The sequence below is a fragment of the Actinoplanes subtropicus genome (assembly GCF_000721705.1).
Classification (GTDB): Bacteria; Actinomycetota; Actinomycetes; order Mycobacteriales; family Micromonosporaceae; genus Actinoplanes; species Actinoplanes subtropicus.
The window spans coordinates 1-18,289 of sequence record NZ_JOJL01000030.1 but is presented as its reverse complement, the minus strand read 5'-3'; the positions used below and the strand labels follow the sequence as shown (position 1 = coordinate 18,289).

Here is an 18,289-nt window from a genome sequence, read left to right as displayed (position 1 = left end):
CCATGACTCTGCTGCCCACTGCCACCAGCGTCGATGAGCGGAGGCGCGCGGCGAAGGTCGCGGTGCTACCGGTCGGAAGCTTCGAGCAACACGGCACCTATCTACCCCTGGTGACCGATACCGTCGTGGCCTGTTCGATCGCTGAGCGCGTCGCGGCCGCGTACGACTTGTTCCTGCTTCCCCCGGTGACGATCTCCTGCTCCCACGAACACAGCGCCTGGCCCGGCACGGTAAGCATCAGCCACAGCACGCTGACCGCAATCATCTCCGACGTGCTCGGCTCACTCCGGCAGTCCGGCACAGACCCGCTCGCGTTGGTGAACGGGCACGGCGGGAACTACGTGCTTAGCAACATCGTGCAGGAAGCCAACGTAGAGCGACCGACGATGACCCTGTTCCCGGTACGGGAGGACTGGAACGCCGCCCGCGAGGCGGCCGGCCTCGCCAGCACCGGCCACGACGACATGCACGCCGGCGAGCTTGAAGTCTCAGTGCTGCGCCACGTCGCCCCCGAACTGCTGAAACCTGGTGTTGAGGACAGCGATCACCACGCCTCGGAACGCAAGCTGCTCCTGGTCCACGGCATGGCCGCGTACACCGAGACCGGAGTGATCGGCGCGCCGTCGAACGCCTCCGCCGACAAGGGCCGGATGCTCCTCGACAGCCTCACGGCGACCTTCAAGGAGCATCTCGACGCACTGACCGCGTCCCCATAGCGCCTGGCGTTTGGACCGACGCTGGTCGGTACGCTGCGTGTACGGCGTCTTCTGATTCCGGCGTTCGTGTCCGATTCGCTCCCTCGCCCACGGGGATGTTCCACGTGGGTAACGCCCGCTCGCTGCTCTACAACTGGGTGCTGGCGAAGCAGTCCGGCGGCACCCTGGTGCTGCGGATCGAGGACACCGATGCCGAGCGCAGCAAGCCGGAATGGGTGCAGGGCATTCTCGACGCCATGGCTTGGCTGGGCTGCGGGCCGGAGGAATACGAGGGGCCACTGTTCCAGTCGGCCTATGTCCAGCATCACCGCGACGCCATCGACAAGCTCCTGGCCGCGGGCCGGGCGTACTACTGCGACTGCACCCGTGAGCAGGTAGTGGCTCGTACCGGCAGCGAGCACAGGGGATACGACGGGTTCTGCCGCGACCGTGGCCTCACGGCCGCACCGGGCCGGGCCGTGCGGTTCCGTACGCCGGACGAGGGACAGACGATCGTCAAGGATCTGGTCCGGGGCGAGCCGACGTTCGACAACGCCACGATCGAAGACTTCGTGATTGCTCGCGGGGATGGCTCGCCGGTGTTCTTGCTGGCCAACGTCGTCGACGACATGGTCATGGGCATCACCCACGTCATCCGGGCCGAGGAGCACCTGCCGAACACTCCGAAGCAGCAACTCCTGTGGGTGGCGCTGGGTCACGAGCCGCCGGTATGGGCACACGCGCCGATCCTCGTGAACGAGAAACGGCAGAAGCTGTCCAAGCGACGCGATCGGGTAGCGCTTGAGGACTTTCGTGCGGAGGGCTACCTGGCCGAGACGATGCGGAACTACCTGATGCTGCTCGGCTGGGCGCCGTCCGGTAACCGCGAGATCCTCCCGTGGGAGGACATCGTCGAGGAGTTCCGGCTCAGCGACGTGAACCCGTCGCCGGCCTTCTTCGACGTCAAGAAGCTCCGCGCGTTCAACGGTGACTACATCCGGGCGATGACCGTGGAGGAATTCATCTCCGCCTGCCAGCCGTGGGTGCGCGGCGAGTCGACGCCGTGGCAGGCAGACCACTATGACGAGGGCGTGTTCGCAGCCGTGGCGCCGCTCGCGCAGACCCGGGTCGCCCTGCTCGGTGAAATCGTTTCGATGGTGGACTTCCTGTTCCTGCCCGAGCCGCCGTCAGACGAGGCCGCCTGGAACAAAGCGATGGCCGGCGAGGCCGCGGCCCTGCTGGCCGACGTCCTGGCAGCGTTCAGCACGGTGGCCTGGAGCGCCGACGCGCTGAAGCAGTCGGTGGAGGAGTTGGGAGCGGCGCGAGGGTTGAAGCTCGGCAAGGCTCAGGCGCCGGTGCGAGTGGCGATCACCGGCCGGACTGTCGGCCTTCCGCTGTTCGAGTCGCTTGAGGTACTGGGCCGTGAGCGGACGATGAGCCGGGTTCAGGCTGCTCTCGCGAGACTTGGCGGGTGATCGCCACTCGTTCGGGCGGCTCCAGTGGCCCGAAGGCCGCCCCGAACAGCCGATCTGCCGTTCCGAAGACCTCGATAGCGACCGACTGGTGACTCAAAGCCGCCGGCAGGAAGAGGCGCCGGAGTCTGGCGGTCATGATCGTGCCGCGTGGTCCATTGTCAGGTTTACGGCGCAAGGCCGCCCGAACCGCAGGGCCGGACGTGCCGCGCCTGCGTCAGCCTGCCGGCGTCACCCCGCCGGCGCAGGCTCAGCAATCAGTTCGAGCCCCACGCCGCATCAGTGGTAGAGGGGGTGCGCGGTCGTCGGCGGCTTTCCCCGCTCGGGCATAGCCGCGCAGAATCGCAGCCACCACATCGCTGGAAACACGGTGACCTGTCACCCGGTCGGGGGATCCGTCTGAGCGTGAGCTGGCACGTACGGGATCAAGCCCTGCCGCCATGCCTGCACCTGTAGTTCCGGCGGTAGCTGGCGCGCGTCGACGAGGAACCCGTTGACCTCCAGGAGCCAGGCCATCGGGTTCTTGTGCAGCATGTCGCGCCGGCTGAACTCGGGATCCATCAAGCCGATCCGCAAGGTGTCTGCGATGAGCCGGCCCTTGCTGGCCATCGTGGTCTGCTTGACGCCGAGCAGGTCCGCGAGGTCATCGTTGCGTAGATGGGGCTCCTGGCTCCGGTCGGCGAGGAAGTTGACCCGGCCGATCGCGTACACGATGCCGGCGGCCCAGATCCCGCGGTCACCGCGGAGTAAGGGCGATGGCCGCTTGCGGGCGAGCTTGGCGGCCAGCTTGACGCAGAGCCCGGCGTATTCCGCGTCCAGATGCTGCTGGCAGAACAGGTCGGTGATCGAGACGATCTCGTCGAAGACCGGCTTCACCGCGGCCGGCACTTTCGGCGGCGCTGGTGCCGACATGATGGTGTTCCTTTCACCGTCGCAACGCGCTGGCGGGAGAGCCTACAGCCCACCCGCGCCAACCCAGCCGAGAGGACATGACCACGTACCGGACGGTGACCGTCGTACGATCGACTGCGCACGGTACTCATTGCCTCCTCGGATAGGTGACCATGGCCTACCAGCCGATGACCCTGAGCAGTCTCGCCGGTCACCTCTCTCGACGAGCAGACGAGAAGGTCCGGTGGAAGCACGTCTGGGAGTTCTTCGAGGAGTACCGGTGGGCTCCCGTCGAAGAGCGGCCGTTGCTGCTCTGCGAGGAACCCTCGTCAACCGGCGATGAGCAGTGGGACGTGTTGCTGGCTGCCTTGGCGGAGCATCTCGCCGCTGAGTTGGATCTCGCTCCGCCGGAGTGGTCCCGGTCCCGCGTGCTCGCGACTCCGTGGTTTCCGTCGTCGCTGCGGTCCAAGCGGATGGAGGCGTTGGTGTCGGCGCCGGCGGCCTTCCGTAAGCACGGTGTTTACCTTTCCGCACGAGACCTTGAGGCCGCATGAGTGAGGACGGGCTTCTTGGCCGCGCCGAACTGGAGCGTGCTTTCGCCGCGCTCGGCGATCGGCTTGTCCGGAGAGGTGTCGTAGCCGACCTTTTCGTTGTCGGCGGCGCCGCGATGGCTTTGGCCTACGACGCTCAGCGGGTGACCCGGGACGTCGATGCCACTTTCGTACCGCATGGGGTGGTCCTCGAAGAGGCCCGCAACGTCGCCGAGGCGATGGGTTTGCCCCCGTGGTGGCTGAACGAGCAGGCCAGCTCATATGTCTCTGCCCAACACGACGCAGGGAAGCGAGAGGTGTTCGATCACCCGGGAATACGGGTGATGGCGGCCTCGCCGGAGCATGTGTTCGCGATGAAGGCGTTCGCTGCGCGTACCCGCGACGAGGAGGACCTCCGCGCCCTCGCGGAGATCCTCGGCGTCGCGACGATCGATGCGGCGGTCGACATTTGCACGCGGTTCTTCCCCGGGGAACCGCTGCCGGCGAGATCGCGCGCGATGCTGGAGGACCTGTTCGGGCTCGAGTAATGACCGATCCCCATGGCCATCCCTTGGCCGGTCTCGCCCAGATGGGACAAAATTCGGCGGGTGCGTCGCCAGACTGCGGTTCGCCGCCTCCGAACGGTCGCCGAACGCTGCCAGCGGGCCAGTGGGCTGTGGGACGACGAGCCGTTCCTGCTCGCCGCGTACGTTCGGCTCGGTGTTGGAATCCGTCGCCGACATGGACATGGTCGATGTGGCGTTCGTGATCAACCTGCCCGCCGAAGCGCTGACCTGGTTCGCGGAGCCGCAATCCCTGGTCGGCTTGCCGAGCCTGCTGGAGATCGACAAGGCGCCCGTGCGGTGGTACTGGCGGCCATCGGCATGGCCGGTCGCCAACCACCTGATACACCGTCCACTGCGGGTGTGGTCGCTGGACGGACCTGACAAGACTGCGCTCGACGCCCTGGAAAGTCGCCAAGCCGAGCATCTGCGCATGCCAGCACCCACGGCCGAACAACAGCGGGAACAGGTGAGCGTCGAGTTGGCCGCGAGCCTCTCCCACCTACGCAACGTCGACGCGGACTTCTGGGAACGCGACTGGCGTTCGACCCACAGAGGATCCGGAATTTATCCCGAAAACCACCTGTGGAACGCCGTCCACGGCTATCTGGACCTGCTCGCCACGACCGGCCAGCAACAACCGGGACTCACCACTCGCTCCGACCCGCCCGAGAGGACATGACCACGTGTCTGGCGGTGTCCCGGCGCGAACTGCGTGGCGCGATCTCAGTCGGGTGGTCCGTCCGTGGGCGAATGAGGTGCGATTCGGGCATTGGTGCAGACTGTCGCGATGAGTTCTGGTAGCCGACGCCCTCGGAACCGCGGTGCCGCCCGATCGTCCGGGCGCCCCGATCTCACCGTCGTGGCCGGCAACGAGGATCAGGATTGCGACTGCCCGGCCTGTCGCGGCGAGGTGGTGGATCCCGAGCGGATGCTGGCCGAGATGGTCGATGACGCCGCCGATCTGGCCGAGGTCGAGGATCCGCTGGAGGCGGAGCTGGCCGGTGCGTTGTTCGTGGCGATGGCGCAGGCCGGCGACGATGACGCCCTGAGTGCCTTCACCGACGGCCTCATCCCGGCCATCGAGGCACGGGGCAATCGTGCAGCTTCGACCATTCTCGTCGCGATCGGCGCCGTGGCCGGCGACGAGTCGGGCCGGGTCGCCGCCTCCGCGCGGGCGGCCGCCGAGCGGCTGGCCGGTGCCGGTGTCGCGCCGCCGTCCTGGGCGGGTGATCTGGCGCAGCCGCTGACCGCCGGGCCGTTCACCCGCCTGTACGACGTCGAGGACACCATGTCGGTGCTGATCGGGGTGTTCCATCGGGCGGATCGTGACCACGCGCTCATGATCGTGGTCGATCACGAGCACTGTGGCGCTGCGGAGGAGATCTACCTGCTCGGCGGGGAAGATCTTCCGACGGCCGTGGCCGGGATCCATCAGGGCGCCCGGCAGGACGGGGTGACCATCAAGACCAAGAAGCTGAGCGCGCCCGAGTTCCGCTGGTACGCCGAGCAGGCCCTGGACGCGCGTGCCGTCCACGACGAGGACGACGAATCGGACGACGTCCCGGCCGGCTTCGACCTGATCGACGACGAGGACGGGCCGGGATACGCCCCGCTCGCTGTGCTGACCCGCAACCGGCTGGCAGGTCTGCCGCCGGCTCGCCGCCCGCGCGGGGCGGCCGCGTCCGGCCACGCCACGGACCGGACGGCACTGGACGTGCTGCAACAGTTCGCCGCCGTGCTCGGCAGGTCCGGCGGGCCCGCCGCGTTCGGCCTGGACCTACCGGCCCCGCGTCGGCCGCAACCGGCGAAGCTGCCGGCCAAACGGAAGAAGTCGAACGGTCCAGCGCCGGTCTATCAGATCAAGGTCAGCCTGCGAGGCGCGAAACCGCCGATCTTCGTAGGTGCTTGACGGCTACCGATGAGGGCGGGCGGTGGGTTGTGTCCGAGCCTGACATTTGCCCTCGGTCAGGCGCTGCGCGCGCGCAACTCTGACCAGTACGCCTGGGTCTCGTCGAAAACCGCGGTGTAGTCCGCAACGGGGACGAATGCTGCCAGCAGTGGCCCGACCAGAACGTCTTCCTCGTCGGCGTACGCCTGGACCAGGAAGACAGCCTGCTTGTCGTGGATGTAGGCGCACACCAGCCAGCGGTCCAGCGATTCCGCAACGGACAGAGTCGTCATGTCATGCAGGTCGTCGTCGGTCTGCAGAACGGCCATGGCCGCCGCCGGATCGTTCCTGGCGGAGTCGAGTCTCGCATCTTCCACGGTCGGCAGCCTGCCCAGCGTGCCCATCGCCGACTCGAGGAAGGAGGGCTCGTCGTCACCCACCAGCTCCCTGGCCACGATCAGCTGAAAGCGATACATGCCGGAGTAGCTCGTCGGTTCCACGAGATACCCGAACTGGCCGTCGTCGGTGGTGAAACGCACGGCTACATCCTCCTGATCTCGATGGGAACCTGATTCATCGGAATCTTCGCCGGCCGGCCCCTATTGGTGACGCCCTCGGTGCTTCCGCTCCAGTGCCAGACATTCGGCTCGTGCTGGAAGTAGCGATAGTAAACGCTCTTTTGCCGGTGCCGACCTTGGCCCATCGTACGTTCTCGCCGGTCTGCACACTGTTGGCGAACTGCGCGTCGGCGTCCGCCGGCAGGACCGCCTTTTTGGGGATGTACGGGTTGGGGCCGCCGTGCGGGTCGTGGTGGCCGGGATTCTCGTATCTCGGCTGGCTCCGCTCGCCCGCAGCGCTCGCCTTCTCGGCGGCCGTACCGCCACGCAGACCTTCAAAGCGTTCCTTGACCTTGGCATCGGTCGCTTTTGCATCGGCGACGCCCTTTTCGATTCCCTCCGCGCCTTCCTTCCCGAGCCGCGACACCCGCTCCGCGGCCTCCTCGAGGCTCTTGCCGGCTATCTCGGCCAGCTCGCGGAAGACCTCGCCGAACTCCTTGCCCATCAGAACGTCAGCCCTCCGACGAGCTGACGGAACTGGGCGCCGTGCTGCTGAATGGTGTCGGCGTGCGTTCGCAGAGCGGTGACATGAACGGCGACCGCGTCCGGATCGAGCGATACGCCGGTGGCCGGCTCGACCTCTGCGCCGGACTGTGACCAGTCCAGCCCCAGCCAGCGCGTCGGAGATCTTCGTGAACAATGGTTTCGCGGCTGCCTCGATCACCTCGGCGATCACGTGCTGCTCAAGGTCGAGGACCAGCGACTTCACCAGCCGCTCGGCCCCTTCGACGATGAGCGGCACGGCCGCCTCGGCAATACCGGCGGTAGCCACCGCGGCCGCCTGATCAGCGACGAACGCCGCCGCCATGCCGACCAAGAGGGCGACCGCCTCAGCCTTCTGCGCCACGATGTAGCCGGCCGCCACGTCCAATGAGGTGGCCAGCACCTGACACCCGTCGACGATCTCGTCGACGTGCCGGACCGACAGTTTCGCCCAGCCGGAGGTCATCGCATCGGTTGCCGATCCCTGGTACGCGCTGGCGATGCCCCGGATCGCCGTGGTGGCGTCGTCGTGGGTGGTCTGCACCGCTCGCGCGAACTCCCGGATGAATGTCGCGAGCTCCGACACCGTGTCCTCGTCGATGTAGGGCCAGGGAACGCCGATGACGTTGAGCAGATTCACCACCGGCAACGGAAGGTCATCAATTGCCACAGAGCAACTGTATGTATCCAGGTCAATACCCTTGGCGAGATTGGAGCCAGCTCGGAACGATGATCGTCGACAGAAAGATCGCCACGCGTGAACACGGTCGGCCCGCCCGTCAGCGCTCGCAACTCGATCTTGTGGTTGCCCAAGCGGCTGGACCGACCTGCGAAGCCACGCGCCGGGCACCTCGTGCGCGAGGTGCCCGGCGACGCTGCCGCAGGAGGCGCACCCCGCGGTACCGGTGCACGAACGATCGCGTTGACCCCGCGCGAGGTCAAGTCGACCGCGGAAGGTGTTCCCCCTGTTCAAGACGGTCGACAAATGCTCCGGATGTGCTCGGCGAGCGGGTAGCAGCCGAGATCAGCGCCGGGCACCCGCGTTCACCGCCGGGCAGACCGGACCGGATGTGCTCCGAATGTGCTCCATGCGTGCCCCGACCAGCGAAGGAACCGCCCCCAGCGCGCCCCGACGGCACCGTTTGGCACCCCATGGGACGCCCGGGCACTCGTGAGTATCCCCAGCTAGGTACGATATGGGCCGTAGGCCCTCGTAGCTCAGGGGATAGAGCATCGGTTTCCTAAACCGTGTGTCGTAGGTTCGATTCCTACCGGGGGCACAAAATTGCGACATCGAGTGACTGCTATTTCTCCTGGTCAAGACAGGTCATGATGCGTCGCAACCTTATTGCAAAGGTATGGCAGCATGGCGTTTGCGCAGCTCACGCGGACGCAGTTTCGAAACGCCGTTTGGCGTGGATCCACGCATCACGCCGATCGCTCGGAGCCGCAATATGCCTAGATCAGTCGATATCGCCCGTTTGCCTGACCGTGTCCTGCGTTGAGCCGTTGATGTCGTTCTGATCAGCTGTTTCGCCGGTGCAGATGGTGGCGAGCAGCGACCTCAGCGCGCGGCCCTGTGCCGCGGCGACCGCACGGCCGGCCGACCCGCCAACCAGCTGCACGTTGACGCGAACTGTCAGGGTCGGAGCCGACCGGCGAGTCACGGGCTTTGGCACGTCACCAGCGTGGCCGACGATCGCACCGGAGACCACCCGCAAGCTCGCAAATACCTCGACCGTGGCGCTTCTTGCCCCCTGCCAGTCGACGAGTACAAGTGTGAAGCGGAAGCGTCCTTGCCGTCCAGATGCGATCGCAGAGAGTCGCAAGGAGTCGGGCTGAGCTAACTCAGATCAGCGAGCACGGGCGGACCCTCACTGCGCTGTGGTCTCCGCAGGGCTTGGTGGCGAGCCGCAGCCGTTCGGCGACCCAGTCCACGGCATCGAAGATGGCTTGTGCCTGTACCGGCGATGCCGATCCTCTGCCGTACACCGCCGGGCGCGGCGCGACGGCCCGGCCTCGGTCATGGTCCTTACGGGGCGATCCACGCCGTGGTGTCGGGCGGGAGGATGCGGTTGTCGTCGAGTGGTTCGCTGGCGAGCAGCAGTTGCCCGGTGAGCAGGACGTCCTGGGTGCCGGTGTTGACCACGCATCGCCAAGTGGGGCCGCGGTCGAAGGCGAGCGCGCCGAGTGGGGCTTCGCGCCAGGTGATGGTCTGCTCGGCGGTGGTGTTGAGGCGGCGGCGCGTCCGCAGGGCTTCCCGGTAGAGGGTGAGCATGGATGCCGGGTCGTGTTGCTCGGCTGCGGCGGTGTGGTCGGTCCAGGCGGCGGGTTGGGGTAGCCATGGTGTGCCAGGACCGGTGGTGAAGCCGAAGGGTGGTTGGTTGCCGATCCAGGGCAAGGGGACGCGGCAGCCGTCGCGGAGCAGGCCGCTGTGCAGGCGGGCGGGGTCTTGTAGTACCTCTTCGGGGAGGTCTTCGATTTCCCAGAGGCCGAGTTCTTCGCCTTGGTAGATGTAGGCGTTGCCGGGTAGGGCGAGGGTGAGCAGGGCGGCGGCTCGGGCTCGGCGGGTGCCCAACTGGAGGTCGGTGGGGGTGCCGTGGAGGCGCCAGGCGTCGTGCAGGCTGGTCTCGGCGCGGCCGTAGCGGGTCACGTGCCGGACGACGTCGTGGTTGGACAGCACCCAGGTTGCTGGTGCGGCGACGGCGGCGTGTGCGGTGAGGGTGGTGTCGATGACGATCCGGAGCTGGGTGGTGTCCCAGGGGCATTCGAGGTAGTCGAAGTTGAACGCGGTTTGCAGGACGCCATCGCCGAGGTAGCGGGTGAGCCGGTCGGGGTGGGTGACCCAGGCTTCGGCGACGAAGGCGCGGTCGCCGGGGTATTCGTCGGCGACCTGGCGCCAGGTGCGGTAGATGTCGGGGACTTCGTCGCGGTCCCAGTGCGGGTGTTGGCCGGCGGGGATGACGGTTTTGCCGTTGACGTCGGGGTGCTCGAGGTCGGGTAGGTCGGGGTGTTTGGCCAGGCCGTGCGCGACGTCGATGCGGAAGCCGTCGACGCCTCGGTCGAACCAGAACCGCAGGACGTCTTCGAACTCCTCGCGAACGTCGGGGTTGTTCCAGTTGAGGTCCGGTTGTTGCGGTGTGAACAGGTGCAGGTACCAGTCGGTGTCGTGCGGGTCGCTGGGGTGGGCGCGGGTCCAGGCGGGGCCGCCGAAGCGGGAGGACCAGTTGTTGGGGGGTTGCTCGCCGTGGGGTCCGCGGCCGGGACGGAACCAGTAGCGGGCGCGTTCCGGCGAGCCGGGGTTGGCGGCCAGCGCCGCCTTGAACCAGGCGTGCTGGTCGGAGCTGTGGTTGGGGACCAGGTCGATGAGCACGCGCAGGCCGAGCTCGTGGGCTTCGTCGACGAGTTTCTCGGCCTCGGGCAGGGTGCCGAACAGCGGGTCGATGTCGCGGTAGTCGGCCACGTCGTAGCCGGCGTCGGCCATCGGGGACGGGTACCAGGGGGTGATCCAGAGAGCATCGACGCCGAGATCCCGCAGGTAGGGCAGGCGCGATCGCAGGCCGGCGATGTCGCCGACGCCGTCGCCGTCGCCGTCGGCGAAGCTGCGGAGGTACACCTGGTAGATCGCGGCGTCTCGCCACCACGGGCTGGTCTGGGTGGGGGTGTCGGTCGGGTCGGGCACGCGTGCCTCTCTCTGCTGGCTAGGGGGATGCCGTGCGCGGGTGTTGGCAGTGGCGATGTGGGCGGTCATTTCTTCGGTGGAGTCGGTTCAGGAGATGGAGAAGGGCGCCGCGAGCAGGTGCGCGAGACGTGCGGACTTGCCGACGAGTAGCTCGAAAGCGCCGAACTCGACGGTGCGGCGCCCGTCGGCGGTCACGATCGAACAGGCGCCGGCCGGCACTGAGAGGGTCACTTCTTGGGTGGTTCCGGGTTCGACGGACACCTGTTTGTATGCCTTGAGTTCACGGTCGGCCCAGGTCGCGGAGGTCACGATGTCGCGCACGTACACCTGGACGGTTTCCAGGGCGGGCCGTGATCCGGTGTTGGTGAGCCGGACGGTGGCCCGGACGGCATCGTCGGGCGTCACCTCGGGGGTGAGGATGGACAGGTCGCTGTAGGTGATCTCGGTGTAGGACAGACCTTCACCGAAGACGAATTGCGGTTCCTGGGTGAGGTCGGCGTAGCGGTCTCCGTGCTGGCCGCGCACGGTGTTGTAGAAGACCGGTAGCTGTCCGGCGTGGCGGGGGATCGAGATGGGCAGGCGTCCGCTCGGTTCGATGTGGCCGAGCAGTAGTTCGGCGATCGCGCGTCCACCCTGCATGCCGGGGCTGAATGCCTGGATCAGCGCGTCGGCGTTGAGGGCGGAGCCGGGCAGCACCAGCGGCTTGCCGCTGATGACCACCACCGTGGTCGGGGTGCCGGTGGCGGCGACCGCGTCCAGCAGCGCGATCTGTGCGCCGAACAGTTCCAGCGTTGCTGTCGAGCGGCCTTCGCCGGTGAGCAGGATTTCGTCGCCGACCACCACGACCGCGTGGTCGGCGGCTTTGGCGAGCAGGACCGCCTCGTCGATGAGCGCGGGGTCGACCGCTGCGGGGGTGGGGAGCGCGGGGGCGGGCTGTCCGTCGGGCAGGAGCATCCCCGTCGGGCCGGCGACGGGCTCGACGATGTCGGCACCGCGCGCGTAGCCGATCTCCCAGCCGGTGGGTGCCACCGACCGCAATCCGTCCAGGACCGTCTGAATGGCTTCCCGTGGGTGGCCCTGCGGCATCCAGTCGATCTGGCCGCTCGACCCGGCCCAGTCACCGAGCTGGCCTTGGGCGTTGTCGGCGTTCGGCCCGATCACGGCCACGCGCAGGCGTGCGGCGCGGTAGTCGAGCGGGAGAGTTCCGTTGTTGCGCAGCAGCACGAGGGATCGGCGTGCCGTCTGGAGGTTCACGGAGGTGTGCGTTTCGGCGCCGATCTGCCGCTGACGCTGCGGCGGGGGCAGCCGGGCATCCTCGAACAGGCCCAGCTCGAACTTGAGCCGCAGGATGTTGCGGACGGCGTCGTCGAGCTGAGTTTGCTCGATCAGACCTCGGTGTACGGCTGTTTCAGCGCCGTCGGCGAACGTCGGCGTGGTCATCGCGACGTCGTTGCCGGCCTGCACGGCGGCGGTCGCCGCGTCGGTGATGTCGGCGCGGATCTGCTGCTCCCAGACCATCCGTCCCACGTTGTCCCAGTCGGTGACCACGGTCCCGTCGAAGCCCCATTCACCGCGCAGAACGTCGCGCAGCAGCCAAGTGTTCGCGGTGACCGGGACACCGTCGATCGCCTGGTAGCCGGTCATGACGGTCCGGCATCCCTCGCGGACGGCACGCTCGAACGGCGGGAGGAACCAGGCGCGCAGCTTCCGCCGGCTGATGTCCGCCTCGCTGGCGTCGCGACCGCCTTGGGTCTCGGAGTAGCCGGCGAAGTGCTTGGCGCAGGCCAGGACCGCATCCCGGTCGGACAGCCTGTCTCCCTGATAGCCGCGGATCATGGCGGCGCCGAGTTCGGAGATGAGGTGCAGGTCTTCTCCGAAGGTTTCGTTGACGCGTCCCCAGCGGGGGTCACGGGCGATGCACAACGTCGGTGAGAAGACCCAGTGGATGCCGGTGGCGGCGGCTTCGACGGCCGTGACCCGCGCTACTAGCTGCACCAGCGTGGGGTCAAATGTGGCGGCCAGCGCCAGTTGGACGGGGAAGATGGTGGCGCCGGGCCAGAACGAGTGGCCGTGGATGCAGTCCTCGGCGACCAGCAACGGGATGCGCAGTCGCGTCCGCTCGACCAGTTCGTGGGCCTGGTGGATCCGGGTCGGTGAGGCGTGCAGGATCGCGCCCGCATGCTTGTCGAGGATCGCGTCGGGCAGGTCCTGCCGGGCGTCGAGCAGCATCATCTGGCCCAGCTTCTCGCCGAGGGTCATGCGGGAGAGCAGGTCCTCCACCCGTTCGGCCACGCTTCGGCCGGCGTCGCGGAAGACCTCCTCCCCGGACAGAGCACCGCCCGGTGAGGTGCGGCCACTGGCGTCGAAGATCATCTGACGGCTCCGGCGACAGCGCCGCGGGTCAGCGTGCGCTGGAAGATCAGGAAGAACACGACGGCGGGCAGGATGCCCAGCAGGGAGGCCGCGGCGAGGCTGGTGGGTGAGCTGGTGTACTGGCCTTGCAGGCTACCCAGGGCCACTGACGCGGTCTGGTTGTCGTTGGACACGAGCATGATCAGGGGCAGGAAGAAGTCGTTCCAGGTCCAGATGAAGAAGAGCGTCATCAGGACGGCCAATGTCGGCCGGATGACCGGCACGACGACGTGGCGCAGTACCTGCCAGCGCCCGGCACCGTCGATGCGCGCGGCTTCGAGGATTTCCGGTGGGAAGGTGGACAGCACCGAGGCGAGCAGGTACGTGCCGAACGCGCTGGACATCACCGAGCTGATGATGATCACGACGAGTCGGGTGTCGTACAGGTCGACGGCCTTGGCCAGGTAGTAGAGCGGATAGATGAGCGCTTCCTGCGGGATGGTGGTGGCCAGCAGCAGGGTTACCAGCAGGGCCTTGCGTGCCTTGATCCGGCCGATACCGAGAGCGTAGGCGTTGAGCAGGCTGATCGCGGTGCCCAGGACGGCGACCGAACCGCTGATCAGGATGCTGTTGAACAGCTTGTTCGTGTAGTCGACGTTGCGCCAGAAGTCTTTGATCGCGGTGAGGTCGAACGAGCGCGGCAGGGCCAGCGGTCCGTGCGCGGTGTAGTCCCCGACCGTCTTGATCGCGTTGATCGCGGCCATGAAGAACGGGAAGAGCGTGACCAACATCGTCACGACGAGCAGGGTCAGCACGATCCAGCGGGTGATGCCGCGCCGGTGCCGCGATGCGGACCCGGCTCGATCGGTGGCCGCACCGGGCCGGCGTCCGCGCCGGCGGGGGCGGGCGGCGGTGGCGGGCGGCGCCACTTTTGTGGTGAGGGCCATTGCTGCTACGCCCCTTCGGCCTTGGACTGAATCTTGATGAAGACGACGGTCAAGGCGATGACCACCACGGTGAGGGCGGTGGCGATCGCGGACCCGTAGCCGACCTGAAGGTTTCCGAAGAAGTTGGAGTACGAGTAATAGGACGGCACATTGGTCGCGTCGCCCGGGCCGCCCTTGGTCAGCACGAAGACCGGCCCGAAGACCTTCAGGGCGGCGATCGTCGTGGTGAGCAGCACGACGAAGATCTCGGGCCGCATCTGCGGGACGGTGACGTGGCGGAAGCGGGTCAGCCAGGACGCGCCGTCCAGTTCGGCGGCCTCGTGGAACTGCGGGTCGATGCGGGCCATGCCGGCCATGAAGATGACCAACCCGTAGCCGAGCTGCATCCAGACCAGGACCAGCATGACCGAAGGCATCGCCCACGAGGTGTCGCCCAGCCAGTTCGGTGGATCGGCGATCCCGACCTTCTGCAGGACGCCGTTGAGGGCGCCGTAGGGAGTGAGGATCCAGCTCCACACGATGCCCGCCACGGCGACCGGCAGGACCTGGGGCAGGTAGAAACCGGCCCGCAGGGCGCTGGAGACCCGCGGCCCGAAGCGGGGCTCGAGGTAGTCGAACAGGCCGGCGGCCAGCACGAGCGCCAGCGCGGTCGGCACGATCGCCATCGCGACGATGAACCAGATGCTGTGCGCGAAGGCGGACCAGAACATCTCGTCGTGGATGAGTCGCTGGTAGTTGTCGAGGCCGGTAAAGGTGGGCGTGCCGATCCCGGACCAGGCGGTGAAGCTGATGGCGATGTTCATCACGAACGGCACCAGGACCACGACGGCGAAGCCGAGCGCGCCCGGAGCCAGGTAGCGCAGGTAGCCCTTGCGGGCGGCGTGAGACAGCGGGGCGGTGGACATGGCGGCCCTCCTCGGGAGGCGCTTGGGCACGGCGGGGACACGGATCACACCGGGTCCCCGCCGTGCGGACTCAGCCGACGGAGGACTGCACCTGGTCGTACGGTTTCTTGAGCTGCTCCATGAATTGCGCCGGGGTTTGGCTGCCGCCGACCAGTGTCTGGGTGTTCGAGAAGATCACTTGGTAGAAGTTGGGCACCGGCCAGTCGCCGTAGAGGCCCAGCCCGTCGGAGGAGGCCAGCTTGGCGAAGGTCTCGTTCACCTGCTTGCCGACCGGGTCGGTGACCGCGGCCGGGTCCGCGGCGAGTGCGACGCCGCCGGCGTTGGCCATCAGGTTCTGCCGCTTGGTGTCCATCGTGAGCTTGATGAAGTCGTACGCCAGGTCTTTGTTCCCGGCCTTGGTCGGCACCACCCAGATGTTGCCGCCGGAGCCCGCGCTGATCCCCGAGCCGGGCATCAGGAACTGACCCCACTGGAACGACTTGATCTTCTCCTTGAAGTCGCCGACCATCCACGTGCCGGCGTAGGTGATCGGGGCCTTGCCGGAGCGGAACTGGTCCCAGGCGTCCTCGGCCTTCAGGCCCGTCGACTTCTTGTCGATGTAGCCCTTCGCGGTCCAGTCGGCCAGCGTCTGGGCGGCCTGGGTGAGAGGGCTGGCCGCGCTGGTGTCCAGCGGCGCCTTCAGCCCGAAGTACCCGTTCAACCAGTTCCGGTCGGCTTTGGCCACGGCGAGCCCCCAGAGCAGGTGCTGCGCCGGGTAGTCGCCTGCGCTCTCGGCCAGCGGCGTGATCCCCTTCGCCTTGAACGTCTCGAAGGCGGCGACCAACTGGTCCATGGTGGTCGGCACTGTCACGCCGTACTTGGCGAACATGTCCTTGTTGTAGGCGAAGCTGACGTACTCACCGTACGAGGGAATCCCGTACACCTTGCCCGGGCCCATGAGCCCCTTGCTGTCGTACGTGCCCACCGTGAGCGCCGAACCGGCGGTCTTGTCCCAGCCCTGCTTGGCTGCCTCCGCGGTCAGGTCGGTGAGCAGGCCCTTGGCGGAGACAGCGCCGGCGGTCGCGTTGCCCTTGTTGTACTCCAGCAGGTCGGGAACGTCGTTGGAGTTCAGGATCATCGCGCCGGCGTCCTGGATCTGTTGCCAGACCTTCCGCTCGAACTTGACCTTGACGTCCGGGTGGGCAGCCTGGAAGTCCTTCAGCGCGTCCTGCCACGCCGCGTCCTGGGGGTTGCCGGCGTCCTCGTACCACCACACCGTGAATGTCTTGCCGTCGCCACCGCTGGCACCGCCCGAACCGCAGGCGCTCAGCGCAAGCGTCACGGCTGCCGCGAGCGCGACAGCGCCGCTCAGCCGACTTCTCATGAGCATGTCGGACCTCCTCCGAAGAGCTGCGAGCACCCGCGCCAGCAGCATCGAAACGATGTGTCAAAACGTTTCGACTAGACGTTTCGACGAAGTTACGAGGAGCGGCCTGAGAGTGTCAACGGAGGCCGATCCGGCCGTTACCTGTTCGTTATCTTGAGGTCGGCGCGATGGACGGAGGTGCGGTGAAATGCCTGCATCTGGGATGACGGAGGGGCGCTGCTAGAGTCGTCGAAACGTTTGGACCGCGTCGCGATCCAGGCCGGTGAAAGCTGGGCGCAGATCAGCGAGGTGCGCTCACGGTGCGAGGGGAACGGGAGCGGACGTGAACACGATGGTGGACGTCGCCCGGCTGGCAGGGGTGTCCGTCAGCACCGTGTCCTACGCCCTCAACGGCACCCGCCCGGTCTCCGCCGAGACCCGGGCGCGCATCGAGGCGGCAATGGCCGAGCTGAAGTACACCCCCAACCTCATGGCCCGCAGCCTCCGCGGCCGCCGCAGCAAGATCATCGCCTTGGTGTTCCCCGGCCAGGGCCGAGGCATCGACATCAGCAGCCTCGGTTACATCCTCGGCGCCTCCGACCACGCCCAGTCGCTGGGCTACCACCTGCTGCTCTGGACCACCGAGATCGACTCCCTCGCCTCCCTGCGCACCCTCGTCGGACAGGGACTACTCGACGGCGTACTGCTCATGGAGGTCCGGATGGACGACCCCCGGATCGCCGTTCTCACCGAAGCGGACGTCCCCTTCGCGATGATCGGCCGGACCGACCAGGCCACCGAAACGGACTGGGTCGACACCGACTTCGACCAGTGCGTCCACGACGCCCTGCACCACCTGACCGACCTGGGACACCGACACGTCGCGCTCGTCAACCAGGCCGCGCCGATCCTCGAGATGGGACTCTCCGGAGCGATCCGCACCCAGCGGGCCGCACAGCGCTCAGCCGCCCAACTGGGTCTCGACCTGACGGCCGTGACCTGCGATTCCACCGCACCTGCGGGCACGGCGCTGATCAACCACCTGCTCGACCGGCATCCCCAGCTCACCGCAGTCCTCGCCCTCAATGAGCAAGCCGTTCCCGGAGTCATGGCCGGCGCCCTCGAACGCGGGCTGCGCGTGCCCGACGACCTGTCCATCGTCGCCGTCGCCATGTCCGAACAAGCCGCGCTCATGGCGGTACCCGCCATCACCACCATCAGCGCCGACGAACACGAGATGGGCCGCCAGGGCGTCGAGGTCCTCATCAACCGCCTCGAAGGCCAACCCGGCCCCAACACCCAAAAGCTATTCGAAGGAACCCTCCGCGTACGCGGAACCACCGGACCCGCACGCTCCTGATCAGATGGGGATCGTCCCTTGAGTCGTGTCCTCGCACAGACGGGCGCACGAGAGCACGATCTGCGCTTCCGCCCTTCCTGGTCATGGATCAGGCGATGCTGACGCGGTTTGTCAACCGGACAGGGCGTCGCAGATCCGTTCTGGCTCCCGCCGGGGGCACACTGTAGATCTGCAAAATCAGACCGTGGTCGGTCGACGACTACGCGTCGAGGCAACCTTCCGGCTGGCATAGCTCGCCCAGGGCGCGTTACCTGGCATCGTGTCGGACGTCATCCGCCTGATGGTTCGTGAGGCTATTGGCACCCCGCTCGGCGTACGTCACCGTCGTCAGAGCCATCGCCCACATTCGGGCGTTTTCTATCCGTTAGATCCGTTTGTGGCGTCAGTTGGCCAGTTCTGGCCCGGACGCCTCGTGACGTCCGGCCAGGATCAACCGAGCCCATCCTTACCGGTGGATGGGTGCGTTTTGCGCTGAGTGACTTTCTCGATCTTGGTCAGGCGGCGAGGTCGTATTGATGCTGGTAGCGGCTGGTGTGGGTGCGCTGGTATTCCTGCT

The 18,289-nt window shown here is 67.2% G+C and carries 16 protein-coding genes and 1 tRNA gene; 8 read left to right on the top strand and 9 right to left on the bottom strand.

Going from position 1 to position 18,289, the window contains the following annotated elements:
* The first annotated feature begins 2 nt into the window (after nt 1–2).
* Complete coding sequence (locus IH26_RS0137135) at nt 3–716, top strand: creatininase family protein (RefSeq protein WP_030440961.1); 714 nt, start codon at nt 3–5, stop codon at nt 714–716.
* On the top strand, nt 713–2,170 hold the full coding sequence (gltX, locus tag IH26_RS0137130; protein ID WP_281179830.1) for a glutamate--tRNA ligase: 1,458 nt from the start codon (nt 713–715) through the stop codon (nt 2,168–2,170). Before IH26_RS0137135 ends, gltX begins: the two co-directional genes overlap by 4 nt.
* Before the next feature lie 375 nt (nt 2,171–2,545).
* On the opposite strand, the gene IH26_RS0137125 is transcribed toward gltX, so the two are convergent.
* Nucleotides 2,546–3,079 (bottom strand): DUF6398 domain-containing protein, encoded by a 534-nt coding sequence (locus IH26_RS0137125; RefSeq protein WP_030440959.1) that lies wholly within the window; start codon nt 3,077–3,079, stop codon nt 2,546–2,548.
* A gap of 146 nt (nt 3,080–3,225) precedes the next feature.
* Between IH26_RS0137125 and IH26_RS56455 the strand changes: the two genes are divergently transcribed.
* The 4 genes from IH26_RS56455 (at nt 3,226) to IH26_RS0137110 (ending at nt 6,063) form a co-directional block, all read left to right on the top strand.
* Entirely contained in the window at nt 3,226–3,612 is a 387-nt protein-coding gene (locus IH26_RS56455; protein ID WP_051809202.1) for a hypothetical protein, read from the top strand.
* Nucleotides 3,609–4,136, top strand: a complete 528-nt coding sequence (locus IH26_RS56450; protein WP_051809200.1) for a DUF6036 family nucleotidyltransferase — start codon at nt 3,609–3,611, stop codon at nt 4,134–4,136. Before IH26_RS56455 ends, IH26_RS56450 begins: the two co-directional genes overlap by 4 nt.
* Before the next feature lie 172 nt (nt 4,137–4,308).
* The gene (locus IH26_RS0137115; RefSeq protein WP_030440958.1) at nt 4,309–4,833 is read left to right on the top strand and encodes a DUF7711 family protein; all 525 of its coding nucleotides are present in this window, start codon (nt 4,309–4,311) and stop codon (nt 4,831–4,833) included.
* Between the two features lie 108 nt (nt 4,834–4,941).
* Entirely contained in the window at nt 4,942–6,063 is a 1,122-nt protein-coding gene (locus IH26_RS0137110; RefSeq protein WP_030440957.1) for a hypothetical protein, read from the top strand.
* A gap of 56 nt (nt 6,064–6,119) precedes the next feature.
* Here the strand turns inward: IH26_RS0137110 and IH26_RS0137105 are convergent, their stop codons facing one another.
* Nucleotides 6,120–6,581 (bottom strand): hypothetical protein, encoded by a 462-nt coding sequence (locus IH26_RS0137105; RefSeq protein ID WP_030440956.1) that lies wholly within the window; start codon nt 6,579–6,581, stop codon nt 6,120–6,122.
* A 34-nt stretch (nt 6,582–6,615) separates the two neighbouring features.
* Complete coding sequence (locus IH26_RS56445) at nt 6,616–7,812, bottom strand: WXG100-like domain-containing protein (RefSeq protein WP_157437574.1); 1,197 nt, start codon at nt 7,810–7,812, stop codon at nt 6,616–6,618.
* A gap of 537 nt (nt 7,813–8,349) precedes the next feature.
* Here IH26_RS56445 and IH26_RS0137095 point away from each other — a divergent pair.
* Nucleotides 8,350–8,422: transfer RNA gene (locus tag IH26_RS0137095), tRNA-Arg, on the top strand.
* A 183-nt stretch (nt 8,423–8,605) separates the two neighbouring features.
* Here IH26_RS0137095 and IH26_RS60320 read toward each other — a convergent pair.
* The 6 genes from IH26_RS60320 to IH26_RS0137065 all read right to left on the bottom strand — a co-directional run bounded on the left by IH26_RS60320 (nt 8,606) and on the right by IH26_RS0137065 (nt 16,397).
* Nucleotides 8,606–8,971 carry a hypothetical protein gene (locus tag IH26_RS60320; protein WP_157437573.1) on the bottom strand — a complete coding sequence of 122 codons (366 nt, stop codon included), beginning with the start codon at nt 8,969–8,971 and terminating at the stop codon, nt 8,606–8,608.
* A gap of 203 nt (nt 8,972–9,174) precedes the next feature.
* Nucleotides 9,175–10,824 (bottom strand): glycoside hydrolase family 13 protein, encoded by a 1,650-nt coding sequence (locus IH26_RS0137085; protein WP_030440954.1) that lies wholly within the window; start codon nt 10,822–10,824, stop codon nt 9,175–9,177.
* Between the two features lie 87 nt (nt 10,825–10,911).
* Nucleotides 10,912–13,197: a glycoside hydrolase family 3 N-terminal domain-containing protein gene (locus tag IH26_RS0137080; RefSeq protein WP_084599409.1), complete on the bottom strand. Its 2,286-nt coding sequence runs from the start codon at nt 13,195–13,197 to the stop codon at nt 10,912–10,914.
* Nucleotides 13,194–14,123, bottom strand: a complete 930-nt coding sequence (locus tag IH26_RS0137075; protein ID WP_084599407.1) for a carbohydrate ABC transporter permease — start codon at nt 14,121–14,123, stop codon at nt 13,194–13,196. The genes IH26_RS0137080 and IH26_RS0137075 overlap by 4 nt, the downstream gene beginning before the upstream one ends.
* 5 nt (nt 14,124–14,128) lie before the next feature.
* A complete protein-coding gene (locus IH26_RS0137070) occupies nt 14,129–15,028 on the bottom strand; it encodes a carbohydrate ABC transporter permease (protein WP_030440951.1) in 900 nt (299 codons plus the stop codon).
* A 70-nt stretch (nt 15,029–15,098) separates the two neighbouring features.
* Nucleotides 15,099–16,397: an ABC transporter substrate-binding protein gene (locus IH26_RS0137065; RefSeq protein ID WP_030440950.1), complete on the bottom strand. Its 1,299-nt coding sequence runs from the start codon at nt 16,395–16,397 to the stop codon at nt 15,099–15,101.
* Between the two features lie 328 nt (nt 16,398–16,725).
* Here IH26_RS0137065 and IH26_RS0137060 point away from each other — a divergent pair, with 328 nt between their 5' ends.
* On the top strand, nt 16,726–17,733 hold the full coding sequence (locus IH26_RS0137060) for a LacI family DNA-binding transcriptional regulator (protein ID WP_084599405.1): 1,008 nt from the start codon (nt 16,726–16,728) through the stop codon (nt 17,731–17,733).
* Nucleotides 17,734–18,289 lie beyond the last annotated feature (556 nt).